21 protein-coding genes and 1 tRNA gene are annotated in these 26,245 nt (G+C 62.7%); 7 read left to right on the top strand and 15 right to left on the bottom strand.

Annotated features, from left to right (window positions below; translation table 11 throughout):
* Positions 1-4: 4 nt before the first annotated feature.
* The 4 genes from I2H38_RS15425 to cpdR form a co-directional block, all read right to left on the bottom strand.
* On the bottom strand, positions 5-466 hold the full coding sequence (locus I2H38_RS15425) for a tetratricopeptide repeat protein (protein ID WP_229426736.1): 462 nt from the start codon (positions 464-466) through the stop codon (positions 5-7).
* Between the two features lie 201 nt (positions 467-667).
* Positions 668-793 carry a type B 50S ribosomal protein L36 gene (ykgO, locus tag I2H38_RS15420; protein WP_196272754.1) on the bottom strand — a complete coding sequence of 42 codons (126 nt, stop codon included), beginning with the start codon at positions 791-793 and terminating at the stop codon, positions 668-670.
* A 44-nt stretch (positions 794-837) separates the two neighbouring features.
* A tRNA-Val gene (locus I2H38_RS15415) sits at positions 838-912 on the bottom strand.
* 89 nt (positions 913-1,001) lie between these two features.
* On the bottom strand, positions 1,002-1,358 hold the full coding sequence (cpdR, locus tag I2H38_RS15410; RefSeq protein WP_196272753.1) for a cell cycle two-component system response regulator CpdR: 357 nt from the start codon (positions 1,356-1,358) through the stop codon (positions 1,002-1,004).
* Between the two features lie 169 nt (positions 1,359-1,527).
* On the opposite strand from cpdR, the gene I2H38_RS15405 reads away from it, so the two are divergent.
* Together I2H38_RS15405 and hisN are read left to right on the top strand one after the other, a co-directional pair.
* The gene (locus tag I2H38_RS15405; RefSeq protein WP_196272752.1) at positions 1,528-2,418 is read left to right on the top strand and encodes an N-formylglutamate amidohydrolase; all 891 of its coding nucleotides are present in this window, start codon (positions 1,528-1,530) and stop codon (positions 2,416-2,418) included.
* A gap of 427 nt (positions 2,419-2,845) precedes the next feature.
* Complete coding sequence (gene hisN, locus I2H38_RS15400; RefSeq protein ID WP_196272895.1) at positions 2,846-3,628, top strand: histidinol-phosphatase; 783 nt, start codon at positions 2,846-2,848, stop codon at positions 3,626-3,628.
* On the opposite strand, the gene I2H38_RS15395 is transcribed toward hisN, so the two are convergent.
* Positions 3,548-4,609: an alpha/beta fold hydrolase gene (locus tag I2H38_RS15395; RefSeq protein ID WP_229426741.1), complete on the bottom strand. Its 1,062-nt coding sequence runs from the start codon at positions 4,607-4,609 to the stop codon at positions 3,548-3,550. The genes hisN and I2H38_RS15395 overlap by 81 nt on opposite strands.
* 118 nt (positions 4,610-4,727) lie before the next feature.
* Positions 4,728-5,789 carry an aminotransferase class I/II-fold pyridoxal phosphate-dependent enzyme gene (locus I2H38_RS15390; RefSeq protein ID WP_196272751.1) on the bottom strand — a complete coding sequence of 354 codons (1,062 nt, stop codon included), beginning with the start codon at positions 5,787-5,789 and terminating at the stop codon, positions 4,728-4,730.
* 243 nt (positions 5,790-6,032) lie between these two features.
* On the opposite strand from I2H38_RS15390, the gene I2H38_RS15385 reads away from it, so the two are divergent.
* Complete coding sequence (locus I2H38_RS15385; RefSeq protein WP_196272750.1) at positions 6,033-6,491, top strand: Hsp20 family protein; 459 nt, start codon at positions 6,033-6,035, stop codon at positions 6,489-6,491.
* A gap of 180 nt (positions 6,492-6,671) precedes the next feature.
* Here the strand turns inward: I2H38_RS15385 and I2H38_RS15380 are convergent, their stop codons facing one another.
* The gene (locus I2H38_RS15380; protein ID WP_196272749.1) at positions 6,672-7,748 is read right to left on the bottom strand and encodes a threonine aldolase family protein; all 1,077 of its coding nucleotides are present in this window, start codon (positions 7,746-7,748) and stop codon (positions 6,672-6,674) included.
* A gap of 499 nt (positions 7,749-8,247) precedes the next feature.
* Here I2H38_RS15380 and gltB point away from each other — a divergent pair, with 499 nt between their 5' ends.
* Both gltB and I2H38_RS15370 read left to right on the top strand, forming a co-directional pair.
* The gene (gene gltB, locus I2H38_RS15375) at positions 8,248-12,957 is read left to right on the top strand and encodes a glutamate synthase large subunit (RefSeq protein ID WP_229426735.1); all 4,710 of its coding nucleotides are present in this window, start codon (positions 8,248-8,250) and stop codon (positions 12,955-12,957) included.
* A gap of 18 nt (positions 12,958-12,975) precedes the next feature.
* Entirely contained in the window at positions 12,976-14,397 is a 1,422-nt protein-coding gene (locus I2H38_RS15370) for a glutamate synthase subunit beta (RefSeq protein ID WP_196272748.1), read from the top strand.
* A 75-nt stretch (positions 14,398-14,472) separates the two neighbouring features.
* On the opposite strand, the gene I2H38_RS15365 is transcribed toward I2H38_RS15370, so the two are convergent.
* The 4 genes from I2H38_RS15365 to galE form a co-directional block, all read right to left on the bottom strand.
* The gene (locus I2H38_RS15365; RefSeq protein ID WP_196272747.1) at positions 14,473-15,003 is read right to left on the bottom strand and encodes a hypothetical protein; all 531 of its coding nucleotides are present in this window, start codon (positions 15,001-15,003) and stop codon (positions 14,473-14,475) included.
* Between the two features lie 91 nt (positions 15,004-15,094).
* Positions 15,095-16,327 (bottom strand): SGNH/GDSL hydrolase family protein, encoded by a 1,233-nt coding sequence (locus tag I2H38_RS15360; RefSeq protein ID WP_229426734.1) that lies wholly within the window; start codon positions 16,325-16,327, stop codon positions 15,095-15,097.
* Between the two features lie 55 nt (positions 16,328-16,382).
* The gene (locus tag I2H38_RS15355; protein ID WP_196272746.1) at positions 16,383-17,615 is read right to left on the bottom strand and encodes a lytic murein transglycosylase; all 1,233 of its coding nucleotides are present in this window, start codon (positions 17,613-17,615) and stop codon (positions 16,383-16,385) included.
* A gap of 83 nt (positions 17,616-17,698) precedes the next feature.
* On the bottom strand, positions 17,699-18,685 hold the full coding sequence (gene galE / locus I2H38_RS15350) for a UDP-glucose 4-epimerase GalE (RefSeq protein WP_196272745.1): 987 nt from the start codon (positions 18,683-18,685) through the stop codon (positions 17,699-17,701).
* A gap of 218 nt (positions 18,686-18,903) precedes the next feature.
* On the opposite strand from galE, the gene galU reads away from it, so the two are divergent.
* Positions 18,904-19,770, top strand: a complete 867-nt coding sequence (gene galU / locus I2H38_RS15345) for a UTP--glucose-1-phosphate uridylyltransferase GalU (protein WP_196272744.1) — start codon at positions 18,904-18,906, stop codon at positions 19,768-19,770.
* A 113-nt stretch (positions 19,771-19,883) separates the two neighbouring features.
* Positions 19,884-20,879 (top strand): KpsF/GutQ family sugar-phosphate isomerase, encoded by a 996-nt coding sequence (locus I2H38_RS15340; protein WP_196272743.1) that lies wholly within the window; start codon positions 19,884-19,886, stop codon positions 20,877-20,879.
* A gap of 98 nt (positions 20,880-20,977) precedes the next feature.
* Here the strand turns inward: I2H38_RS15340 and I2H38_RS15335 are convergent, their stop codons facing one another.
* The 4 genes from I2H38_RS15335 to I2H38_RS21035 all read right to left on the bottom strand — a co-directional run bounded on the left by I2H38_RS15335 (position 20,978) and on the right by I2H38_RS21035 (position 25,881).
* Complete coding sequence (locus I2H38_RS15335; protein ID WP_196272742.1) at positions 20,978-21,424, bottom strand: NfeD family protein; 447 nt, start codon at positions 21,422-21,424, stop codon at positions 20,978-20,980.
* Positions 21,421-22,401, bottom strand: a complete 981-nt coding sequence (locus I2H38_RS15330; RefSeq protein WP_196272741.1) for an SPFH domain-containing protein — start codon at positions 22,399-22,401, stop codon at positions 21,421-21,423. Before I2H38_RS15330 ends, I2H38_RS15335 begins: the two co-directional genes overlap by 4 nt.
* Positions 22,402-22,478: 77 nt before the next feature.
* Complete coding sequence (gene hemH, locus I2H38_RS15325) at positions 22,479-23,540, bottom strand: ferrochelatase (RefSeq protein ID WP_196272740.1); 1,062 nt, start codon at positions 23,538-23,540, stop codon at positions 22,479-22,481.
* A gap of 148 nt (positions 23,541-23,688) precedes the next feature.
* On the bottom strand, positions 23,689-25,881 hold the full coding sequence (locus I2H38_RS21035; protein ID WP_229426733.1) for an HWE histidine kinase domain-containing protein: 2,193 nt from the start codon (positions 25,879-25,881) through the stop codon (positions 23,689-23,691).
* Positions 25,882-26,245: the final 364 nt, after the last annotated feature.

The raw sequence follows: 26,245 nt of genomic DNA, 5'->3' as shown, positions 1-26,245 counted from the left end.
CGCGTCAGAGATCCAGCCCGTCGACCTCATGGTCGAGATGCGACACGATCACCTGGATGGTGGATTCCTGCGGATTGAGCTTGAGCGCCCGGCGATAGGCCTCAAGCGCGTGCGGCTTGTCGTCTGACGCCAGATAGATATGGCCGAGGCCCGTCCACGCGCCGAAATGACGCGGCTCCAACGTCAATGCCTGATGCAGATCGGCCATGGCGCCAACCGGATCGTCGAGCTGGTAGAACACGATGGCGCGCCGATACCACGCTTCGGCCCAACCGGGCTGGAGCGTCAGGATACGGTCGAGAAGCTCGACCGAGAGCGGATAGTCCTTTTCCTCGAACGCCTCGGCGGCACGGCTGTACAGGAGATCCGCCGTATCGGAGCCGGAGCGCGCCCAGCGCCGCTCGATCAGCGACGCGATTCCCTTCGCCTCGTCTTCGCTCCGCGCTTTCGCGAGGCGGTCGAACAAGTCGTCGGTCGTGGAGGGCCGTGGCAGCGTTCGCGTAGTGGGAGGAGTCCTGGGACGTGCGGCGTCCTGCGCATGAATCGGATACGCGACAAGGCTCAACGAAGCGGTCAACAGGCACGCAAAAAAGCGCATGCCGGGATTTTAGGATCCCGGCATGCGTCGTCAATTCATAAATACGTGCGGCTTGCGCCGCAGTGAAGCTTAGCCCTGACGAGCCTTATAGCGCTTCTGCGTCTTGTTGATGACGTAGATGCGGCCCTTGCGACGAACCAGCTGGTTGTCACGGTGACGGCCGCGGATCGACTTCAACGAGTTACGGATCTTCATATCCGGTCTCCTACGGCCCTCGGGGAGGCCGGAAAAAAAGCAAATGGTGGGCGCGACAGGGATTGAACCTGTGACCCCTACGATGTCAACGTAGTGCTCTCCCGCTGAGCTACGCGCCCGGGAAGCGGTGACTGTTTAGGCCCCGCTTCGCGTGGAGGGCGATATACCCACAAGCGGCCGGAGACGCAAGCGGGAGCCCCAACCTTTTTTAGGCCGCCATCATTTTATCGACCTCATTGACGAGATCGCGCAGGTGGAACGGCTTCGAAAGCACCTTCGCGTCCTTCGGTGCCTGAGAATCCGGATTCAGTGCGACCGCCGCGAATCCTGTGATGAACATGACCTTGAGATCAGGATCGAGCTCTGTCGCCCGGCGGGCCAGCTCGATTCCGTCCATTTCCGGCATCACGATGTCGGTCAGGAGAAGCTCGAAGGGCTCCTCGCGAAGCCTGTTATAGGCAGAGAGGCCATTATCGAACGAGGCCACATCGTAACCTGCGTTCTGCAGCGCCTTCACAAGAAAGCGCCGCATATCGTTATCGTCTTCGGCAAGAAGGATCTTCATCGGCTGCCAGCCCCGAGTTGTGGCGAGTGTATCCGACCTTCATGAGGCTTCGCGGTAAATAAGCCGTGAAAGAACGACGCAGACCCCGAACGATATTGCCGTAGACAGACGGAAAGGCTGCCTTACACTATTCAAACCCTGTGTTCTTTCTGAGATCATCGTCATCCTGATGCGGCCCATCATCGCCGACGAATTCCAGCCTCCGTTTATCGTGTCGGAGCCTCTCGGCCAGACCGTTCCGTTCGTCTTCAACGTGCCTCACGCCGGTGCGGTCTATCCGGCCTCTTTCCTCTCCGAATCGCGTCTTGACGCCATGGCCCTGCGACGCTCGGAAGACGCCTTCGTGGATGAACTGTTCGCTTGCGCCGTCGAATTGGGCGCGCCGCTCATGGCCGCACGGTTTCCCAGGGCCTATCTCGACCTGAACCGGGAGCCCTACGAACTCGATTCCCGCATGTTCGACGGCAGGCTGCCGCCCTTCGCCAACACCCGCTCCATGCGGGTCGCAGGAGGCTTGGGCACGATTCCCCGCATCGTGTCCGATGGACAGGAGATCTACGCCGCGCGCATTCCCGTCGAGGAGGCGCTGCACCGGATCGAGTGGCTCTATAAGCCCTACCACCGGATGTTGCGCCAGCTCATCCGCCGCACCGCCCAGGCCTTCGGCCACGCCATCCTCATCGATTGCCACTCCATGCCCTCCAGCAGCGTCAGCCGCGAGGACGGCGCGAAGGCGGATATCGTCTTGGGCGACCGCTACGGCATGAGCTGCGCCCCGTTCCTCATCGATCTCGTCGAAGCCGCCATGCGCGGGCGCGGCTATACGGTGATCCGCAACAAGCCCTATGCGGGCGGGTTCATCACCGAGCATTACGGGGAACCGGCGCTTGGGCGGCACGCGCTGCAGATCGAGATCAACCGCGCGATCTACATGGATGAGCGCAATATGGAGAAGAAGCCGGCCTTCGCGACGCTGGCGGACGATCTCGCCCAGGCTTTCTCCCAGGTCATCGAAGACCTCGCAGGCGACGCCACGCCCCAGCAGATCGCGGCGGAATAAGCCCCTCCCCCTTCGGAACCGCATCCTGAAAAGAAAAAAGGCCGCTGTTGCCAGCGGCCCGAAGTTTAGGGAGGAAACGCCCAAGAAGGGCTACGATACGGCGACGCCATCGCCTTATCGCACTGCACAATCTACACCGCGCCGCACCATTTGCAACAGTAAATCTGCGTTCATCCATGCCTTTGATGCATGGGTGGTCGGATGTGGGGCGATAGCCTCCATTCAGAGGTACAAGGCTCAGCATAAATGACCTTCGGCAGCAGCCTGCCCGCGAAAATATCTCTCCGACACATCAGCCGCGTTATGCCGCCGACATCCGAAACGACGAAGATTCGCGTTTCTCGTGATGGAATCGCTTGCGGTACAAGGCGTGGTTGATAAAAGCGGCGGCATCGACAGCGAGGCAGTTACAAGGATCACGGGCGCTATGGGGCTCATCGACTTCAAGCACTTCGTCAACGAGCTTGCCACGTTGTCAGGCCAGGCGATCCTACCCTTCTTCCGCACCTCCATCGCCTCGGAAGATAAATCCCGCGGCGGAGCCTTCGATCCCGTTACGGAAGCCGACCGGGCGAGCGAGGCGACCATGCGCCAGCTCATCACGCGCACGTTCCCGACACACGGCATCATCGGCGAGGAATTCGGCGCGGAGCGGGAGGACGCGGAATATGTGTGGGTGCTCGACCCCATCGACGGCACCCGCGCCTTCATCTCCGGGCTTCCGACCTGGGGCACGCTGATCGGCCTGAACCATCGCGGCCGACCGGTCTTCGGCATGATGCATCAGCCCTTCACCGGCGAGCGTTTCTTCGGCGATGGCGGCAGCGCGACCTATCGCGGCCCCGGCGGCGAGCGCAAGCTCATGACGCGGCGCTGCGCATCCCTGAAGGATGCCGTTATTTCCACCACCAGCCCGAAACTATTCGCCGGCGAAGAGCTGCGCGCGTATGACCGGGTCGAAAGCGTCGCCCGCCTCGCTCGCTATGGCTGCGATTGCTACGCTTATTGCATGCTCGCCGCGGGCCACATCGATCTCGTCGTCGAATCCGGCCTCAAGCCCTACGACATCGTCGCCCTGATCCCGATCATCGAGGGCGCGGGCGGCATCGTCACGTCTTGGGACGGCGGCTCAGCCGCCAACGGAGGCCGCGTCGTGGCCGCCGGCGACCGCCGTGTCCATGCGGCTGCGGTCGAGTTGCTCAGCCGCTGACCCCGTGGCGATCACCGCCGCAACGGAAACCGTGTCGGAGCTGCCTGGAATAAAGGCGTCGAAGGCGGCCCAGAACAGCTCGCGGATCTCATCCCGCTCCATCAGGATCTCATGCCGCGCCCCCGGGAGGACGATGGCGTGGCCTGCCTTCAGGCGCGCGGAAAACCGCTCGATGGCGGGCGTTGAGCAGACCGGGTCCGCGCCCGCCGCGATGACCAGGGTCGGCAGCCGAATCTTCAGCCCATAGCGCGGATCGGTGAAGCGCTTCATGAGACGGAAGGCGGAATCCAGCCACGACACCGTCGGGGCACCGATGGCCCCATCCCTTATGGCGGTGGCGGCATTGGCGTTGCGCGCGTAGCGCACAGGGTCGCTCGTCAGGCGGTTCCCCCTGAAAGGCATCGTGGCGATGGAGGTCTCTCCACCGCCCGGAACGAAGGATTTGCCAAAGCCGAGGTATTTGAGAGCCCAGGTCACCCAACGCGCCGCCCGGGGATATTTGATGATCGACAAGCTGATCATCGGCGCGACGGCCACGAGCCTTTGGAAGGGAAACCACCCCTCGCAGGTTGCGTTCAAGGCAATCGCACCGCCCATGGAATGCGCCAGAGCGAAATGGGGCTGAGGCATATGAGGCCTCAGAATCTGGTCGTTGACCGCCTCCAGATCGAAGCGGAAGTCGGCAAAGCGCCGGACATGCCCCTTGCGCGGGTTCTTCACCTGGCGGCCCGAGAGCCCCTGCCCGCGCCAGTCGAACGCGACAACGGCGAAGCCCCGCTGGCGCAGCTCCCCAATCACCTCGAAGTATTTTTCGATGAACTCCGCCCTGCCCTGCAGAATGCAGACGGTGCCTTTGGGCTCCGAGCCTTCCGGCATCCACGTGGCGGCGCGCAGGTTCAAACCGTCCCGCGTCGCGACATGCACAAGCGTCGGCTGTGGCGGTACGGGGTTGTCGGGTGTCTCGAAAAACTGCACGGCCAGAGAGGTCCCGAACAAGGGAAGAACACCCCTTTTATAGGGCAGTTCGAACGAAGCCACGGAATAATTGTCTTGTGAGACTTGGAATTCAAGCGCCGAGGCTCCTGGAAAGCGCTTGGGGCTAACCCGTCTCGCGCATGCGCTCGACGATCTCGAGCCCCTGGCTGAGGCGCTGCCAGGACGCTTCTCCCCCAAGAGAGACTCGCACAGCCGGCACATCGGCTTCATCGGCACGATACTCGCCTCCCGCCGACAGGATCACGCCGGCCCGCCGTGCGCGCTCGGCGAAGGCACTTCCCTCAGATCTGATGTCGACCATGCCATACCAGCTTGATGGATGAGCCCGGTACCCGTCCCGGAAGATGGTGTGCGCGAGGGCTTGGCGCCTGCTCCCCTCCTGGCGCTTGGCGGCAATGAGGCTTTCGACCTCTCCGGCCCGGGCAAGGCTCGCCGCGCCCGCCGTCATGACGGGGTTCGCCATGCCGCCCATCATACGGACGCGCTCTATCACCGTGCCGAACAGCGACGGCGGACACACCACTGCTCCCAGGCGGAGCGAGAGCGAAATCACCTTGGAAAGGCTGACCATGCGAATGGTACGCTCCGGCACGAGCGCTTGGAGCGGAGGAATCCCGCTTGCCTCCAGGAAGGCGTAAGCCTCGTCCTCCACGATGAACATGCCGAAACGTTCCGCCAGAGAAGCGATCTCTTTCCTACGCGCCATCGGCATCGTGACGCCGGTTGGATTGTGAACGGTCGGCGTCGTATAGAGCACGCGCGCGCCGGCCCGGCCGGCTGCCTCGAGCGCCTCGGGCAGCAGGCCTTGGTCGTCCATCGGCAGGATCGTGACGGTCGCGCCAATCTGGCGCAGCAATTTCAGCGCGTGTGGAAAGCTCCATTCCTCTACGGCGACGTGGATGCCGGGCGATGGGCACAATGCGAGAAGCGCCGCGGAGAGGGCACTCTGCCCACTGGCCGTCAATGCCACCTCGGCCGGGGTGCCCTCAAGAACCAGCAAAGATCGAAGTGCCTCGAGATCGGCGGGATCGCCCTGAGGCGGACGAGGCGCGGCGAAGTCGCGATCCACCGCGTCGATTGCCGCGCGAAGGTGTCGTCGGACCATCTCCTCCTGCTTCTCCACGCGGGGGTAACAGGTGCCGAGATGGATCGCGACAGATGACATCGTAGTCTCCAGGATTCCCCACGCTCAAACAGGGGGTCGAGTTATTAAAACGACCTTACCTTAAAGGGGCCGCCAGGACATGCCAGCCCGCTTCCGCTCGCAACCGCGCGAGAGGAGTTTTCACCGCTTGAAAGCGAAAACACCCATTCCCAAATTAAATGAGTGCCGGCCAGACGGCGGCACGAACCCTGATCCAGCCTCTTATGGTGGATCGCCCGCATGTTGCTCACAGGAGGATATGCCATGCGACAGTTTGATCTTGCTCCCCTTTACCGCAATACGGTCGGTTTTGACCGTCTTTTCTCGATGCTCGACCAGTTCGTCGGCGTCGACGCGGCCCCAAGCTACCCGCCTTACAACATCGAGCGCACCGGCGAGAATGCCTACCGCATCTCGGTCGCTGTCGCCGGTTTCACTGAGAGCGACCTCGCGATCGAAGTGAAGGAAAACACCCTTTCGGTGCGCGGCGAAAGGCAGCCTTCCGAGGACCGCAAGGCCGAGGTTCTCTATCAGGGTATCGCGGCGCGGACCTTCGAGCGGCGCTTCCAGTTAGCCGACGGCGTCCAGGTGGTCGGCGCGGCCCTTGGAAATGGCCTGCTCCATGTAGACCTCGTGCGCGAGATCCCCGAGGCCAAGAAGCCGAAGCTCATTCCGATTGCGACGAGCGGTGCCCCGTCTATCGAGGCCAAGAAGGCCGCGTAACGCACCCTCTACCGCAAAAAAAGAGCGCCCCGGTTTACCCCGGGGCGCTTTTATTTTTGGAAACCTGGTCCTTTTAGGTCCCGCTGGGGCTTTGGAGGATGCCCCTTCGGTCACCGGTCTCGGGCAAAGTGATCGGGGGAGAATGCGGCGTGGATAGGGCAGCCTCGATCACGAGAAGTTTTACTCGGCCGCCTGCCGGGACGCAGCAGAGCGCGCGATTTCCAGCACCCGGCGGACGTCGTCTTCCCTGGTTGCGAAGGAGACCACAAGCCGCACCAGAGCCTCGTCGGCCCCCACGCTCTCATGGGCAGGCAGGCTCACATCCGTCCAAGGATGATATTGTACCCCGCCCTCCCTCAGGGCCTGGTCGAGGCTCTTGGACAGGATCGGGAACACCTCGTTGGCCTCGGTCGGCCAAGCGAGTCGCACGCCGGGCAACTGCGACAAGCCGTCCGAGAGAAGCGTCGCCAACCGGTTGGCGTGGCGGGCATTGTCATACCAGTGATCGTTCGCGAAATAGCCCTCGAGCTGCGCCGCGATGAGGCGACCCTTGGAAGTGACCTGTCCTGCCCGCTTGCAGCGATAATCGAGCCCCTCCGCCAAAGCCGGCTTGAACACCACGATCGCCTCCGCCATGAGGCAGCCATTCTTCGTCGCGCCGAAAGAGAGGATGTCGATTCCCTGCTTCCAGGTCATCTCGGCGGGCGTGCAGCCCAAGGTCACGAGGGCGTTGACGAAACGCGCGCCGTCCATGTGAAAAGACAGGCCATGCGCCTTGCAGACCGCGCTCAGGGCCGCGATCTCGTCGAGCCCGTAGACCATGCCGCTTTCCGTGACCTGCGAGATGGACAACGCCTTCGGCGGCATCTGCTTGACGGCCTTCGGCAAGCCCTCAAGGTAGGCGGAGACGGAGGCTGCCGTCAGCTTGCTGCCGACACCCGGCAACCCGGCGAGCTTCGCCCCATGCATGAAGAATTCCGGCGCGCCGCATTCGTCGTCGATGACATGCGCTTCCTTGTGGCACACGCAGAGGCCCCAGGGCGGCACGATGGAGGAGAGAGCCAGCGCATTCGCCGCCGTGCCCGTCGTGACCAAGTACACCGACACTTCGTGCTCGAAGATCTCGGCGAAGCGGGCCTTGATGCGCTTGGTGATGTCATCGCCGCCATAGGCGGGCATCGCGCCGTCATTGGCCTGCATCAGGGCCTGCAGAACGGGAGCGCTGGCGCCGACGATGTTGTCGCTTAAGAAATTCATGAATCATCTCCTCAAGCCGCGCAGCCTCCCGACTGGCCCGCACATGTCAAGAACATTGACCCATCGGCGCAGACTTTCGTTCTTGCCGCCCAAAATCATGGCTTTATTACACCCAGGCGGCTCATCTTGAAATTTTTGTCTAAAATATTTTTCAACCCTCTTGTGCCTCCGGCCAAACTCTGGCAATTTGCCAGGCATTAGGACAGCGATACTGTCCCATCTGGGCGTTTGCGCCCTTTGGCCCTGAGGTTTTCTTGATGCTTCGCATGACGCGAACGAAACGAGATACCAACAAAGCCGCCTGCAAAACGTGGGCGGGACGGGCGACTCTCGGCTGAACTCCAGCCCAGAATGCCCGCGAGGTGCGGGCTTCTCTCCAGGACCCGAGCCTCCAAGAACGCAAGAAACGGCGGGCATCCGGAGGATCTGATCATCCGGCGGCCCTCAAAAAAGCCGCCTCGAAGAACATTTATGACGTTCGATTGGATGAGGATCTGGAATGAGCGACGTGTCGAAGAAGAGCCTGGAAATCGTAGTCTCGCCCCGCACGGCCGCCAAAACGGAGACGCGGGTCACACGCGATCCCGGCCTGCCCGCTCCTCAAGGCCTCTACAACCCGGCCCATGAGAAGGATTCCTGCGGCGTCGGCTTCATCGCCGACATGAAAAACCGCAAGTCGCACGCCATCGTCGAGCAGGGCCTCGCGATCCTTCTGAACCTCGATCATCGCGGCGCGGTCGGCGCGGACCCGAAAGCCGGCGACGGCTGCGGCATTTTGGTTCAGATCCCGCACAAGTTCTTTTCCGCCGAATGCGCGAAGCTCGGCATCTGGCTGCCGGAGGCAGGCGCATACGGCGTCGGCCATCTCTTCATGCCGCGCGATCCGGAGGGCTTCAAGCTCGTCGAGGAGCTGGTGACGAAGGCCATCTCGGATGAGGGCCTGCAATTCCTAGGCTGGCGCGACGTGCCGGTGGATTCCAGCGATCTCGGCGACAGCGTAAAGGCGTCTGAGCCCCTGCACCGGCAGATCTTCATCGGCAAGGGCAAGGGCATGGACGACCAGGAGACGTTCGAGCGTCGCCTGTTCCTCGCCCGCAAAGTCATCTCGAACGCCGTCTACGACATGAAGGACCCGCGTACGAAGGGTTACTACCCGGTCTGCCTGTCCTCGCGCACAATCGTCTACAAGGGCCTGGTGCTGGTGAGCCAGCTCGGCGGTTACTACAAGGATCTGCAGGACTCGCGTTTCGAGAGCGCCATCGCGCTCGTGCACCAGCGCTTCGCCACCAACACTTTCCCGACCTGGCAGCTCGTTCACCCCTACCGCATGGTCGCGCATAACGGCGAGATCAACACGCTGCGCGGCAATGTGAACTGGATGGCGGCGCGCCAGGCCTCTGTCGATTCCGACCTCTTCGGCAACGACATCTCGAAGCTCTGGCCGATTTCCTACGAAGGCCAGTCCGACACCGCCTGTTTCGACAACGCCCTCGAATTCCTGGTGCGCGGCGGCTATTCGCTTTCGCACGCCATGATGATGCTGATCCCCGAAGCGTGGGCCGGCAACCCGCTCATGGACGAGGATCGGCGCGCCTTTTACGAGTATCACGCCGCCCTCATGGAGCCGTGGGACGGCCCCGCCGCCGTGTGCTTCACCGACGGCAAGCAGATCGGCGCGACGCTCGACCGCAACGGCCTCAGGCCCGCGCGCTTTCTCGTCACCGATGACGGGCTCGTGGTGCTCGCGTCCGAGATGGGCGTGCTGCCGATTCCGGAAGAGAAGATCGTCGAGAAGTGGCGTCTTCAGCCGGGCAAGATGCTCCTTATCGATCTGGAGCAGGGCCGCATTGTCTCCGATGACGAGATCAAGCAGCAGCTTTTCGACGCCCATCCCTATAAGGATTGGCTGAAGCGCACCCAGATCGTGCTCGAAGATCTGAAGCCGGTACAGGCGCGCGAATCCCGCACCGATGTGTCGCTGCTCGATCGTCAGCAAGCATTCGGCTACACCCAGGAAGACCTGAAGCTGCTCATGCAGCCCATGGCTGTGACGGGGCAGGAAGCGGTCGGCTCCATGGGATCGGACACGCCGATCTCCGCGCTCTCCGACAAGCCGAAACTGCTCTACACCTATTTCAAGCAGAACTTCGCGCAGGTGACGAACCCCCCGATCGACCCGATCCGCGAAGAGCTCGTCATGAGCCTCGTGTCCTTCATCGGGCCGCGTCCGAACATCCTCGATCTCGAAGGCACCTCGCGCCGCAAACGCCTGGAAGTGCGCCAGCCGATCCTCACCAACGAGGATCTGGAGAAGATCCGCTGCATCGGTCATTTCGAGGACCGCTTCGACACCAAGACCCTCGACATCACCTATCCCGCCGAGCTGGGTGCCGCTGCGCTCGACGGCGCGCTCGACCGACTCTGCGACCGCGCCGAAGCAGCCGTGCATGGCGGCTACAACATCATCATTCTCACCGACCGCATGGTGGGGCCGGATCGCATTCCGATCCCGGCGCTGCTCGCAACCGCTGCCGTACACAACTACCTGATCCGCAAGGGACTGCGGACCTCGGTCGGCCTCGTGGTCGAATCCGGCGAGCCGCGCGAGATCCATCACTTCGCATGCCTCGCAGGCTACGGCGCGGAAGCGATCAACCCCTATCTCGCCTTCGAGACGCTTCTCGCCATGAAGGACGAGATGCCGCCGGAGGTTGACGAACAGGAGATCGTCTATCGCTACATCAAGTCCATCGACAAAGGCCTGCTCAAGGTCATGTCGAAGATGGGCATCTCGACCTATCAATCCTATTGCGGCGCGCAGATTTTCGACGCTGTCGGCCTGAAATCCGAGTTCGTGAACCGGGACTTTTTCGGCACCGCGACGATGATCGAAGGCATCGGCATGGACGAGGTCGCGGAAGAAAACGTGCACCGCCATCGCGACGCGTTCGGCGACGCGCCGATCTATCGCACCGCGCTCGATGTGGGCGGTGAATATGCCTATCGCCTGCGCGGCGAAGCCCATGCCTGGAACCCCGACACGGTCGCGACACTGCAACACGCGGTGCGCCTCAACGCGCAGGATCGCTACCGCGAATTCGCGCGCCTCGTGAACGAGCAGGACAATCACCTCAAGACCATCCGCGGTCTGTTCCGCATCAAGCTCGCGCAAGAGAGCGGGCGCGCGCCGGTTGCATTGGACGATGTGGAACCGGCAGCCGAAATCGTGAAGCGCTTCTCCACGGGAGCCATGTCCTTCGGCTCGATCTCGCGCGAGGCGCACGAGACCCTGGCGCTCGCCATGAACGCCATCGGCGGCAAGTCGAACACCGGCGAGGGCGGCGAGGAGCCGGATCGTTTCAAGCCCCTTCCCGATGGCCGGTCCAAGCGCTCCGCCATCAAGCAGGTGGCGTCCGGTCGCTTCGGCGTGACGACGGAATATCTCGTCAATGCGGACATGATGCAGATCAAGGTGGCCCAAGGCGCGAAGCCCGGCGAAGGCGGCCAGCTTCCCGGCCACAAGGTCGATGCGAAGATCGCCCGCGTGCGCCACTCGACACCGGGCGTCGGCCTGATCTCGCCCCCGCCGCATCACGACATCTATTCGATTGAGGATCTGGCGCAGCTGATCTTCGACCTGAAGAACGTGAACCCGGCAGCAGATGTCTCCGTGAAGCTCGTCTCGGAAGTCGGCGTCGGCACGGTCGCTGCGGGCGTCGCGAAGGCGCGGGCCGATCACATCACGATCTCGGGCTTTGAAGGCGGCACCGGTGCGTCCCCGCTGACCTCGCTCAAGCATGCGGGTTCGCCGTGGGAAATCGGTTTGGCGGAAACGCAGCAGACCCTGGTGCTCAACCGCCTGCGCGGCCGCGTTGCGATCCAGGCCGATGGCGGCTTGCGCACCGGACGCGACGTCATCATCGCGGCGCTTCTGGGTGCCGACGAATACGGCTTCTCGACCGCGCCGCTGATCGCTGCGGGCTGCATCATGATGCGCAAGTGCCACCTCAACACCTGCCCCGTCGGGGTCGCGACGCAGGACCCGGTGTTGCGCAAGCGTTTCAAGGGATTGCCCGAGCACGTCATCAACTACTTCTTCTTCGTGGCGCAAGAAGTGCGCGAGCTGATGGCCGAGATGGGCTTCAAGACCATCGACGAACTGATCGGCCAATCCGAGCTGCTCGACAAGAATGTCGCCATCGACCACTGGAAGGCGAAGGGCCTCGATTTCACGAAGCTGTTCCACAAACCGGAGGTCGGGCCGGAGATCGCGACCCGCCACAGCGAACGGCAGGTTCATCCGATCGCGAATGTGCTCGATCATCAGTTCATCGCACAGGCTGCACCAGCGCTCGAACACGGCGAGGCGGTGACGATCGAAGCGAAAGTGCGCAGCGCCGACCGCTCGGTAGGCGCGATGCTGTCGGGCGAGGTCGCCAAGCGCTATGGCCATGAGGGTCTGCCCGACGACACGATCACCGTGAAGCTGACGGGCACCGCAGGCCAGAGCTTCGGCGCATGGTTGGCGGCCGGCGTGACCGTGTCGCTCGAAGGCGAAGCCAATGACTATGTCGGCAAGGGCCTTTCGGGCGGCAAGCTCATCATCAGGCCGTCCGCGAAGACGAAGGCCGTGCCGGAGCGCTCCATCATTGTCGGCAACACGGTGATGTATGGCGCGATTGCCGGTGAAGCTTACTTTCGCGGCGTCGCGGGCGAGCGCTTCGCGGTCCGTAATTCGGGCGCCATCGCGGTCGTCGAAGGCACCGGCGATCACGGCTGCGAATACATGACCGGCGGCCTCGTCGTCGTGCTCGGCCAGACCGGCCGCAACTTCGCGGCAGGCATGTCCGGCGGCATCGCTTATGTACTCGATGAGGATGGCAGCTTCGCCAAGCGCTGCAACCTCTCGATGGTCGATCTCGAACCCGTCGAGGAGGAAGAGGAGCTGATGCAGCGCATCCTCCACCACGGTGGTGATCTGGAAACCAAGGGCCGCATCGACATCCTCGCGAACATGACAGGCTCCGACGAGGAGCGACTGATGCAGCTCATCTCCAACCACGCGACCTATACCGGCTCGGGCCGCGCGAAGGAGATCCTCGACAATTGGGCGACTTATCGCACCAAGTTCGTGAAGGTCATGCCGGTCGAATATCGCCGCGCGCTTCAAGAGATGGATCGGCTGCGCACGTTGCAGGCGGCGGAATAAGGATAAAGGGGCAGATCCATGGGCAAGGTCACAGGCTTTCTCGAATACGACCGGCAGGAGCAGAAATATCAGCTCGCCGGTGAGCGCATCCGCCACTTCCGCGAATTCACGCTGCCGCTGGACGACAGCGACCTGAAAAAACAGGCGGCGCGCTGCATGGATTGCGGCATTCCGTTCTGCCACGGGCCGACGGGCTGCCCGGTGCACAACCAGATTCCGGACTGGAACGACCTGGTGTTCCAGAACGATTGGGAAGAAGCCGCGCGCAACCTGCACTCCACCAACAACTTCCCGGAATTCACCGGTCGCATCTGCCCCGCCCCGTGCGAGGAAGCATGCACGCTCAATCTTGAAAATCAGCCGGTCGCGATCAAGACCATCGAGCAGGCCATCGCCGACAAGGCGTGGGAGATGGGTTGGATCAAGCCGGAACCGGCAAGCACCACCACCGGCAAGCGCGTTGCCATCATCGGCTCGGGCCCGGCTGGCCTCGCTGCCGCGCAGCAGCTCGCCCGCGCCGGCCACGAGGTGCATGTGTTCGAGCGCGAGGCGAAGCCCGGCGGCTTGCTGCGCTATGGCATTCCGGACTTCAAGATGGAGAAGTACCACATCGACAGGCGCGTAAAGCAGATGGAGGCCGAAGGCGTCACCTTCCATTGCGGCGTCAATGTCGGCGTGACCAAGACCTTCGCGTCGCTGCACAACGAGTACGACGCGGTGCTGTTCGCGGCCGGCGCGGAGGATCCGCGCAACCCGAACCTGCCGGGGCAGGACCTCGTGGGCGTTCATTACGCGATGCCGTACCTGACCCAGTCGAACAAGCGCGTCGGCAGCGAGGCCGTCGCCGACGAGCCGATCCTTGCCGCGGGCAAGCATGTCATCGTCATCGGCGGCGGCGACACGGCGTCCGACTGCGTCGGCACCGCGTTTCGTCAAGGCGCGCTCTCGGTGACGCAACTCGACATTCGCCCGAAGCCGCCCGAGCGGGAAGACAAGCTGACCGTGTGGCCCTACTGGCCCACCAAAATGCGCACCTCTTCCAGTCAGGCGGAAGGCGCGGAACGCGAGTTCCAGGCGGCAACGCTCGGCATCGAAGGCAAGAAGGGTCGCGTGATCGGCGTGCAATGCGCCCGCGTCGATGAAAAGCGCCAGCCCATCGCCGGCAGCGAATTCATGCTCAAGGCCGATCTCGTATTCCTCGCCATCGGCTTTGCCGGATCGGTGAAGGAAGGCCTGTTGGCGCAGTCCGGCGTCGAGCTCGACCGGCGCGGCAACGTGATCGCCAATGACCGGGATTATCGGGCGTCAAGCGACAAGGTGTTCGTGGCAGGCGACATGCGCCGCGGCCAGTCCCTCGTCGTATGGGCGATCCGCGAGGGTCGCCAAGCCGCGCACGCCATCGACACCTATCTGACGGGCGCAAGCGACCTTCCGCGTTGATCGGACCGTCCGTTATCAAACAAGAGACGCGCCGCCCGCTTCGGATGCGACCCGAGGCGGGCAATCTTGAATGCTTCAGTAAGGCCCGCTCGACACTTTCACGATGATTTTCGTGGTGTCCTGATGAATCTGGCTGGCGATCGAGATGAGTTCGTAGAACTGATCGTGCGGCTTGCGAATGTTGATGTCCACGTCTTGCTTGGGTTCAAGCACCAACTGTGCGTAGCTGCTCAGCGCCTTTTTCTCGGCAGTGAAACGGAGTCTCGGATCCGAACGCGCTTCGAGTAACGAGAGCAACTCCAAAGCCTTTCCATACTCCCACCCGACAATGTTTGTATTCGTCGGCCGCTCTTTCAGCATGAAAGTATAGGTGTGGCTCACGGACGCGCACGCCGTTTGCTCCAACTGGAGCATGATGCTTTTGTTGAGAGCGATGGATTCGTAGGCGATGCCTTTTTCCCGATCGAGCCTGAACTTGCCGTTTTTGAACACCGGCTGAGGCTCGGCCAGAGTGCATTCATTGTCCGTCCAGAAATCTGCGAATGCGCTCGTCGGCAGTAATCCTAGAACGAGGCCCAAGCCCGCGACGCACTTTGAGAGTGGCATGATCGTCACCAACCGAAAAAACAGCTGGGCTCGTTGATATAATGCAACCCATTGGATGCGAAGTGCGCCTCGGCACAAGGAGCGCCACATCCTAGGAGGGCGGCCACCGGAAATCGTCCGCCCGCCCCGGTCGCGAGACAGGCGCGACACCGTTCCTCAGAGCGCGTCTCACCGAATAGGCCTGATCGCCGTTCAACTTCGGAGTCTCGGATATCAGCTTCCCGCCCGAGGCCGGATCGGGGCGGGTCAGGGGAAGAACAGGACCAATCGCCGGTTTTACGGGAAGCGACGGAGGCATGGCGGTGTCGGGTGGAGCGGGCAGCGCCGCATCGATGGAGTCCGCTGAGCCGGGCTGCGCCGTCTCGAGGATGCGCTTGATGTCGGCGTTGGCGAAATGAGCGATCTTGCGCGCGCCGGCGTTGGTGAACTGCACACCGTCGTTCGCCCGAAGCTTGGCGAGCTCGCCGTCGACGTCGGGTCCTGTCATTACATACCGGTTGTCCTCGTCGACGAAGCCGGGCCAGATATCGACGTAAGTTCCGCCGAGCCGCTGAACGCTCTCGCGATAGATCTCGTTCATCGCGAGAATATCATCCGTCAGCTTGTTGTTCTTCATGGGCGGCAAGCCGATCCAGACCACCGGGATCTTGCGGTCCTGGAAGGTCCGCAAAAGCGCATCGACGCGGTCGCGGTAAAGCTCCTTCCAGCGCTCGGTGAACGGCTCCACGCTGTTCTCGCCGTCCTTCAGGGCCTGCCGATCCGTCGCGCCCAGCATGACGACGGCGACGGTGGTTTTCCGGTCCGCGTCGAGCGCGTCCTTGATGAACTTCGACCAGTCGGCTGCATCGTGTCTAACCAGGCCGCTGTCGCCCCGCGTCTTGCGGACCACGGCGACGTCGATGGCGTCGGCGAACAGATCGTCCAGGCCCTGGCTCGCAAAGTCGGCGAGCACATCGCCAAACACCACCACATGCGTCGTCGCATTGATCTTGGGTCGCTCCTGCCGAGCTGTGGCGACAGGCGGAGGAACGACTCTTCGTGGCCGTGCCATGGGCTGCTGCACGGGCGGCAAATCATCTGGAATGCCGAAAAGACGTCGCAGGCTGAAGCCCTGTTGCGGTTGCGCTGGTTGCACCAGCTTTCCGGGATAATAGCCGGGCGGGTAGGCTCGCTGATCACGATACCCGGGAGCCGGCGGATAAGCGGGCGCCGGATAGCCATATGGCGAGGAGGGATAGTCAAACTGAGCATGCGTCGAGGCGCTGCCTCCCACCACAAGCAGAAGGGTCATCGCAACCAGCCGAAGGAATGGCGTCAAACCCATGGGCGGTTCCAGTTCTTCCGGACCCGCCTTTTTATAGCGCTAGACCGGAGCTCCGTCAGCGGGCCGCGCGCAATTCACGCAAGGTCGCGAGATCAGCGTAGCCGTCCGGGATCAATCCGCGCTTGAGCTGGAAGTTCCGCACCGCCTCGCGCGTCTTCGAGCCAAGCTTGCCATCGGCGTCGCCCTCATAGAGTCCTAATCCCGCCAGCCGCTTCTGCACTTCCTGCCGCTGATCCTTGTCGAGCAACGGCTCGTCTTTCGGCCATGCGCCCTGGATCGGCGATCCGCCCATCACCCGGTCGCCGAGATACGCAACGCCCATCGCGTAGGCGTCAGAGGAATTGTAGGTCTTGATGACGTTGTAATTCTCGGTGACCAGGAAGGCCGGCCCTTTCGCGCCGCCGGGCAGGAAGAGGGTCGCCTCCCCTGAGCGCGGTATCGCCTTGCCGTCCACGCGGCGCAGGCCGAGCGCGGACCAGCTTGCGAAGCCCTGCCGCAGATTGCGGAAATCGAAGCCTTTCGGCAGCTGCACCTCGAAACCCCAGGGCAATCCCGATTCCCAGCCCTGCTCGCGCAGGTAATTGGCAGTTGAGGCGAGCGCGTCAGGCACCGAACCCCAGATGTCGCGCACCCCGTCCCGGTTACCATCGACGGCGTATTTCATGAAACTCGAGGGCATGAACTGGGTCTGGCCCATGGCGCCGGCCCAGGATCCGAGCATCTTGGCCCGGTCGATATGGTCGTCCTCCAGGATCTGGAGCGCGATCAAAAGCTCCTCTTTGAAGAAATCGCCCCGGTAGCGGGTATAGGCCAGGGTCGCCAGCGCCCGGACCACATAGATGGAGCCGGTGAAGCTGCCGAAATTGGTCTCCATGCCCCAGACGCCGAGCACGATGGAGCGGGGAACGCCATAGGTCCGCTCGATTGCGTCGAGCGTCTTCGACCATTGGGCGGCCATGTCGCGGCCGCGTTCCAGGCGCTGAGCCGAGACGGAGCCGTTGATGTACTCCCAGATCGGCCGAACGAATTCCGATTGTTTGTTGGTGAGAGCGATGATCTTGGGGTCAGGCTCGACCCCGCGAAACGCCTCGTCGAAGGTCGCCCGCGAGACGCCCCGCGCCTTGGCCGCCGGCCACAGGCCCTGCACGAAGCGTTGAAACCCGGCCTGCGATGCCTCCTGCGCACGCGCGGGCGCGAAAGCGGCCTCGGCGAGGCTCAGCGAAAAGCACAGACCAAGAATGAGGGCTCCGCCGACGGAACGGCGCGCCGATCGAAGCGGCTGATGCATAAGGGTCGCTCTCGGACAGGACAGTGTTTCGGTCCTGCAATCACGACATTAAGGAGGTTAACGGGCGGTTGATAGATGGGGACCTATGCGGCTTTCCGATCCGCCAGGAACCGTTCCCAGCGCAGGGCCTGAGCGACGATGTCCGCCAGATTGTCGTATTTCGGCTGCCAGCCGAGCCCACGAATGCGGTCCACCTTGGCGACGAGGCGCGCCGGGTCGCCACCTCGGCGCGGGCTGATGCGAACCTCGAAATCGACTCCCGAGACCTCCTTCACGACCTTGATGACGTCAAGCACCGAGGCGCCGTGGCCATAGCCGCAATTCAGGACGATGCTCTCTCCACCCTCGCGCAGATGCCGCAACGCCACGAGATGGGCGTGGGCAAGGTCGTTGACCTGCACGTAATCGCGCACGCAAGTGCCGTCCGGCGTGTCGTAATCCGTGCCCAGGACTTCGAAATAAAGTTGCCGCCCCAAAGCGACCTGAGCAGCCACCTTGATCAGATGGGTCGCCCGTGGGGTCGATTGGCCCGAGCGCCCTTTCGGATCCGCACCGGCCACGTTGAAATAGCGCAGGACCGCATAGCGCAGTCCGTGCGCCTTGCAGGTGTCCTCCAGCATCCATTCGGTCATCACCTTGGTGCGGCCATAAGGATTGATCGGAGCAACCGGGAGGTCTTCGCTCAGCAGGCTCGCCCCGGCATTGCCGTAAACCGTCGCCGTGGAGGAAAAGATGAAACTCTTGATCCCCTTCGCAACGGCGGTTTCGATGAGCGCGCGGGATTTGACGACGTTGTTGAGGTAATAGGCCAACGGATCCGCGACCGATTCCGGCACGACGATCTTGGCGGCGAAATGCAGGATGCTGTCGATTCCGTGTTCATCGATGAGGCGGGAAACGAGGGCCTGATCGCCCGCATCGCCGATCACCAGAGTAGCCGCCGGGGGAACCGACCAGCGAAACCCGGTGGAGAGGTCGTCCAGAACGATCACCTGCTCACCGGCATCGATCAGCTCAAGCACCATGTGGCTGCCGATATAGCCTGCGCCGCCTGTGACCAGAACCGTCATATCCGTCCTCCAAAAACCAGCCCTCTGTAACAGCTTATGTAACATCTTAACCAAAACGCTTCAGCTTCAATTCAGGTCCAACGCCTAAGCTTGGCCCTCATGCGACGCGACAAGGCGGATTCCTCATCGTCCGATGACAGATCGAGCCTTGACAGTTTCGTTATTCTCTCTCCCTTTTCCCCTCCCCTTCTTCTTCTTTGCTCATCATGGCCCCTTCAATGAAGCGTATCCGCAAAGCAGTCCTCCCTGTCGCCGGTCTCGGAACCCGATTCCTGCCGGCCACCAAGGCCGTTCCCAAGGAAATGCTGTGCGTGGTCGACCGTCCGGTGGTGCAACACGTGGTGGACGAGGCGCGCGCCGCCGGAATCGAGCATTTCATCTTCGTCACCGGCCGCAACAAGGCCGTGATCGAGGATCATTTCGACATTTCCTACGAGCTGAACCGTACGCTCGAGAGCCGCAACAAGGTGAAGGAGCTCGAAGCCCTGGCGCAGGACCAGCCGCAGCCGGGCCAGACCAGCTTCACCCGCCAGCAGGAGCCCCTCGGCCTCGGCCACGCGGTGTGGTGCGCCCGGGAACTGGTGGGCGACGAGCCGTTCGCCGTGATCCTTCCCGACATGCTGAGCCGTGGCTCCATGGAGCAGATGATCTCGGCCTACGACCAGCACGGTGGGAATATCATCGCCGTCGAGGAAGTGCCAGAGGATCAGACGCACCAATACGGCATCGTCTCGGTCGGCCAGGAATTCGGCAAGACCTTCGAGATCACCGGCATGGTGGAGAAGCCGCCGAAGGGCACCGCCCCGTCGAATTACATCATTTCCGGCCGCTACATCCTTCAACCGGAGGTTTTCGACCTGCTCTCCAACCAGGAGCGTGGCGCGGGCAATGAGATCCAGCTCACCGATTCCCTGATCCGGCTGATGAAGGACCAGAAGTTCTTCGGCATGAAGTACGAAGGCAAAACCTACGATACCGGCTCGAAGATCGGCTTCCTCATGGCCAATGTGGCCTATGCCCTGGAGCGCGAGGACCTGAGCGCCGCTTTCCGGCAGGAACTGGAAGCGCTGCTGCGCCAAAAATAGCCAGGGGCGGAAGGGTTCCGCACCGTTGCTGCGCCATGTTAGACGAGATCCCGGTTTCAATGAACCGGGGCTCGCATCGTTTTGCGGCGGACCGAATACTCCAGGGGGCGGCTATGACACGCGTACAACCGAAAGATCAGTTGCTCGACCAAGCCGTCGCCTCGGCACTGCGGACGCTCTCCACCGAGCGAGATGGGCTGACCATTCTGATGGACGCCATCGGCAATGGCCTCGGCTCCGTTTTCACCGCAGCGGTGGAAAAGATCGCCTCGGCCCCCGGCCGGGTCATCATCACCGGCATGGGCAAGTCCGGCCATGTCGCCCGTAAGATGGTCGCGACCTTCGCCTCGACGGGCACGCCCGCGCATTATGTCCACCCGGCCGAAGCGAGCCATGGCGACCTCGGCATGGTGCAGCCCGATGATGTCATCATCGCCCTGTCCTGGTCGGGCGAGACCGCGGAGCTTGCCGACATCGTCGGCTATGCCCGCCGCTTTCGGGTGCCGCTGATCGCTCTGACCTCGAACGCAGCCTCGACCCTCGGCCACGCGGCCGATTTTTGCCTCACCCTGCCGAAGGCGCAGGAGGCTTGCCCGAACGGGCTCGCGCCGACAACCTCCACCACCATGCAATTGGCGCTCGGCGACGCCCTCGCCATCGCGCTGCTGGAAAAGCGTGGCTTCACGGCCGAACATTTCCGCGTCTTCCACCCGGGCGGCAAACTCGGGGCGCGGCTGAAGCTCGTGCGCGACGTGATGCACAAGAACGAGCGCCTGCCGATCATCGGCATCAACGCGCAGATGAACGAGGCCATCGAGGAAATCGGCAAGAAGGGCTTCGGCTCGGTCATCGTCGTGAAGGAAGATGGGACGCTTGCGGGGATCGTCACGGACGGCGATCTTCGGCGTAACCTCAAGCCCGATCTCGGCACCCTGCCCGTCTCGGCCATCATGACCCGCACGCCGCGCACCATCGCGCCCGACGATCTTTTGGCGACAGCGCTGGAGATTCAGGAGACCTCGAAGATTACGGCGTTGATCGTGGTCGAGAACCAGCGCCCTGTCGGCCTGGTGCATTATCTCGATCTTTTGCGCGCGGGCGCGGCCTAGAGCATGATCAGATCACGTTGAAGCCGGTTGTTCGCCAGGATCATGCGGCAATGAGGCATCGAGAGCGTGATCAGGTTTCAAAGAGACATGATCAAGCTCTAAGCCTCTTCCACCACGAGGGTCGCGCCTTCGACACGCACGACGCGGACTTTCGTCCCCGCCATGCGATCCGGCCCGGTCACGCGCCATGAGCTGTCATCGACCCTGACCCGCCCTTCCCCATCCTGGATCGCCGTTTCCAGGGTGAAGACGCGCCCGATAAGGGTTTCTCCGCGCCGGTTGAGGAAATTGGACTGCGTATCCGGCTGCGCCTTCGCGCGCGTGGCCGTGCGCCCGAGAATGACGGCCGCAATGGAAAGCACCGCGAAGACGATTGCCGACGCCTGCCAGGAGAGGTTCAGGCCAGCATCCAGCAAGCCGGTCGCTATCGCCGCCAGCCCGAGCCAGATGAAGAAGACGCCCGGCGCGAGCAGCTCCAAGCCGGCCAGCGCGAGGCCCAGAATGATCCAGGCCCAGGGCCCGAGGCTGATGATCGTGCCGATCATGAACGATCCGATCCGCCGGTGACGCTCGGCACGCTGCGCGTCCCCTTTGTACCGCCGTCGCCGAACACCGAGCGGGTCAATTCGGCGATGCCGCCCAAGGTCCCGGCGAGCCCTGCGGCCTCGATGGGGACGATGACGAGCTTCTGGTTCGGCGCGGTGGCGATGGAACGGAGCGCATCGACGTATTTCTCGGCAACGAGGAAGTTCGCCGCCGCCAGGTTGCCGCCCGTAATCGCGTCGCTGACCATGGAGGTCGCCCTGGCCTCGGCCTCCGCCTGACGCTCGCGCGCCTCCGCATCGCGGAAGGCCGCTTCCTTCCGGCCCTCGGCCGCGAGGATCTGGGCCTGCTTCTGGCCCTCGGCCTTGAGGATTTCGGATTGGCGCTGGCCTTCGGCTTCGAGCACCGTGGCGCGCTTTTCGCGCTCGGCCTTCATCTGGCGTGCCATCGCACCGGCAAGATCGACAGGCGGGAGAATGTCCTTGATCTCGACCCGGGTCACCTTCGCGCCCCACGGCGAGGCCGCTGCATCAAGCACCCGCAGCAGACGTTCGTTGATCTCGTCGCGGTGCGACAGCAACTGGTCGAGGTCCATGGATCCGACGACGGTGCGGATATTGGTCATGGTCAGGACCAGAAGGGCCTGATGCAGGTTCGAGACCTCATAAGAAGCCCGGGCGGCGTCGAGCACCTGGAAGAAGGCGACCGCATCGATGGTGACGGCCGCATTGTCGCGGGTGAACGCCTCCTGGCTTGGAACCTCGAGCACCTGCTCCATGACGTTCACTTTCTTCCCGACCTGCTCGACATAGGGAAGGATCAGGCCGAGGCCGGGGCCGAGCGTGCGCGCATAGCGCCCGAACCGCTCGACCGTATAGGCATAGCCCTGCGGCACGGTTCTCACGCCCATGGCAATCGTTACGACGACGACCACGACAAAGGCGATCACGAAAACATTGAAGCCAAACGGAATCGGCATGGGACCTCCCGACAACCGATCGTTGCGCGAGCCTCAAGCTTTATCCGAAAGCTTTCCTGTCGCCTAGGTCCGACCTCTTACAGCCAGCCCTGAAGCTCTCGCTCTGCGATGTGGCGGATCACCCGCATGCCATCCTCGCTGTCGTTAAGGCAGGGCAGATAGGCGAATTGCTCGCCACCGTGATGCATGAAGATCTCGCGGTTCTCGACGTCGAGCTCCTCCAGCGTCTCGAGGCAATCGGCGGAGAAACCGGGAGCGACGATGGCCATGCGCTTGACGCCGCTTTCCGCAAGCGCCTGCACGGTTTTGTCCGTATAGGGTTGGAGCCATTCGTCGGGCCCGAAGCGCGATTGGAAACTCAGGCGGAACTTGTCGGCCGGCCAACCAAAGGCCTCGCGCATCAGGCGCCAGGTCTTCAGGCAATGGCAGTGATAGGGATCGCCCTTCAGCAGGTATTCCTTCGGCACGCCGTGAAACGAGACGAGGATGACCTCCGGTTCGAAGGGCAGCTTCGCCAGGTCCCGTTTCATGGAAGAGACCACCGCGTCGATATAGACCGGATCGTCGTGATAGGGCGGCGCGACGCGCAGTGTCGGCTGCCAGCGCATGTCCATGAGCGCCCGGAAAGCATGGTCGCAAACGGTAGCCGAGGTCGCCGCCGAATATTGCGGATAGAGCGGTACCATGAGAATGCGGTCGCAGCCCTGATCGAGCAACGCCTGGATCCGCTGGCGGATTTCCGGCTTGCCGTAGCGCATGGCCCAATCGACCGTGATCTTGTCGCCCGCGACACCCTTCAGGTGGATCGCCAGATCCTCGGCCTGGGCGCGGGTGATGGTCTTCAGCGGCCCCTCATCACGCTCCTTGTTCCAGATGGTCGCGTAATCGCGCCCTTTGCGGCCGGGGCGCGTCGTCAGGATGATGAGATTGAGAATCGGCCACCACAGCAGGCGCGGGGTTTCGATGACCCGCCGGTCGGAGAGAAACTCCTTCAGATAGCGGCGCATGGACCAGTAGTCGGTGCCTTCCGGCGTGCCGAGATTGAGAAGCAGCACGCCGACCCGGCCGGTCCTCGCCGGCGGATGATCCACCGGACAGGCGCCCTGGCGAAGACTGGCGAGCTTGACTGTGTCGTCCATCGAATAGCCCCTTGGCGAGCCTGGGTTTTGGCCGCGCTGTTTGATGCGGTTCTAAATAGGGGTTTCAAGCGTCGGAGCCAACGTGATCGCGTGTCACGTCAAAGGATAAGTTTCCGCCATTCCGCCTTTCGCGACGGAAAATCCCACCTCAGGCGGAGGGCCGGATGAACGCGGCCTCCTTGAGCACGGCTTCGATCGAGGCGTGCAATCCCTCGCTCTCGAAGCTCATCTCCACCTTCGCACTCAATTGGGTGGCAAGCACCCGGTGCAGCAGACGCGAGCCGAAGCCCTGTTTTTTCGGAAGTTCGACAGTCGGCCCGCCACGCTCCAGCCATGTCAGCTTCAAATGAATTCCGTCAGCGTTCGGCTCGGTGGTCCATTTGACGAAGACGCGCCCCCCGCTCACGGACAGGGCGCCGTATTTGGCGGCGTTCGTTGTCAGTTCGTGAATGGACATGCCGATGGGTACGGCCGCCTCGGACGGCAGTTCGACAGCAGGGCCTTCCAGAACGATTCGCTCGCCGGTGCCATCATTGTAGGGGCTGAGTTCTTTCTCCAGGATCTCGCGGAGTGGTGCGGTCTGCCACACCGCCTCCGTCAACAGAGAATGCGTGTTGGCGAGCGAGATGATGCGCCCGACGAACGCTTCGTAAAACTCGTCGATACTCGAGGCCGTGCGGGCGGTCGCGCCCACCACGGCCTGCACCGTCGCGAGGGTGTTCTTCACCCGGTGATGGAGTTCGCGGATCAGGAGCGTCTGCTGAGATTGGGCCTGCGCGCGCTCCGCGATCTCATGCTGCGCGGCCTGATAGAGATGGCCGTTGTCGAGGGCGATCGCCGCCTGCGCCGCGAGACCTTTCACGAGGCGCTCGGCGCGTTCGGTAAAGATGCCCCGCCGCCGGTGGCCGAACAGAAGTGCGCCATGGCTCTCCCCGGTTCGCGAGATGACGGGCACTGCCATATAGCTCCGCACCGGCGCGGGTCCCGGAGGCATGCGGCCATAGGGGGCATTATAATCGTAACGAGGATCGCGGGTGAGATCATCCGAGCGGATGGTTTCTCCATCCGCCAAGGTCGGCACAAAGGCCTTGCTGCTACGCCCTGGCGGGAACCCCGCGAAATCATCATGGGATGCACCCGGCCACGCGAAAAGACGATAGCCGTCAGCCTCCTCAGCGTCGCCGCTGTAGAAGAAAGCTCCGACCTGCGCGCCCGCAAGATGCACACCCGCATCGACGACGCTCTGGACGATACGGTCGACCTCGAGTTCGCCCGCCAGCGCGGTGCCGGTTCGGTTCAACACCTCGAGCGCGGCCGTCTCTTTCTGCAACTCGCTCGTACGCCGGGCAACCTGCTTCGTCAGCAATGCGGCATTCGCCGCTTGTTCACGAAAATGTTGCCAGGCCAGAATCGCGAGGGCCAAAAACGACAGAAGGGCGATCAGCGCGAAGGTTCCGTAAAGCCTCACCTGAGCGATCCAGGGGTTCCAGTAGGCGTCGGCCGGCATGCTGACCAGAATGTAGAGGGGAAGCTCTCCGACCTGATGGTAAGAACCAATCCTCATTTCCCCCAGGGTGACATACGAATAGGTCCCCAGATGCGGGTTCGCCACCAGGGCCCGGTCGAAAGCGTCCTTGTTGGTCAGCACGAATGACAGCCCGTCGGCGGGCGGCGGGTATTGCGCCACAACCTTTGAATCGGCACGGAGCAGAGTGACCCGGCTGCCTCTGGGCAAATGAAGCCTTTGCCAATAGAGATCGAAATAGGACAAGGCCACCGACACCGAGGTGATGCCGCGAAAAGAGCCGTCTGGATATTGAAGGCGCCGGCTGACCAGGAATGTCGGCTCGTTCGTCACGCGTCCGATGATCGGCTCGCCCACGAAAAGACCGCTGTCGCCTTCGACTTGAGCCTTGAAGGCATCCCGATTCGCCACGTTCGAACTCGGCGCCGGAAAAGACACCGACGTCATCCGCAATCGTCCGGTCGCATCGTTGAGCCAGATGTCTTCGATATAGGGCAATGCCACCTTGATCGCCCGAAGCTGTTCCCAATGGGACCGCGAGGGCTCGATCGTGTACCAGCTTTCATCCGCGATGAGGGCGGCTGCCTGCTTCAATGTCAGGTCCGTGACCTCGAAAAGCCTTGCAGCATGGTCGGACAGGAAAAAGACATTGCTCTTGGTATCGGCCCGGATCTGCCGAACCAGGCGGTCGCGCTGCTCCCAAGCGACATAGCCGAACGTGATGAAGATGACCGCCATTCCGATCAGGCCCATGAGCAGGGCGATGCGCCCGCGCGCGCGCGACCGGTCTCGCCGCCTCCGCGAGACCTTCTGCATCGCGTATGTGGAGCCTCTTAATTCGGAATTCGACAAGTTCGGTTCAATCGATCAATGGCGGGTCTTGGTTGGCGGTGCGGTTCGCGGGTGCCCGAGCCTATAGAGGAATGAAACGCAAGGTAAGGTGGCCTTTGCAAAATCGCCGGACGACGCCCCCTGGTTGAATCGACGCGCCCCATTCCATTCAAGGCGTGCAATCCCTCGACCCGGAACAGACCTGGAAATCGTGGCCGGAATGGGTTCAACCGCCCGAAATCCAATCCGGTTGGAATGATGCCCTATCGTCATCTGCCTGTCATTAACCCCTGCATCTAAGTTGCGGGATGGGGCTTGCTCGGCCGGAAGGAACTGATCATTCTGGGCC

The organism is Microvirga alba, from assembly GCF_015694465.1.
In the GTDB taxonomy this organism is placed as follows: domain Bacteria; phylum Pseudomonadota; class Alphaproteobacteria; order Rhizobiales; family Beijerinckiaceae; genus Microvirga; species Microvirga alba.
This window is presented reverse-complemented; position numbering and strand designations above follow the sequence as displayed.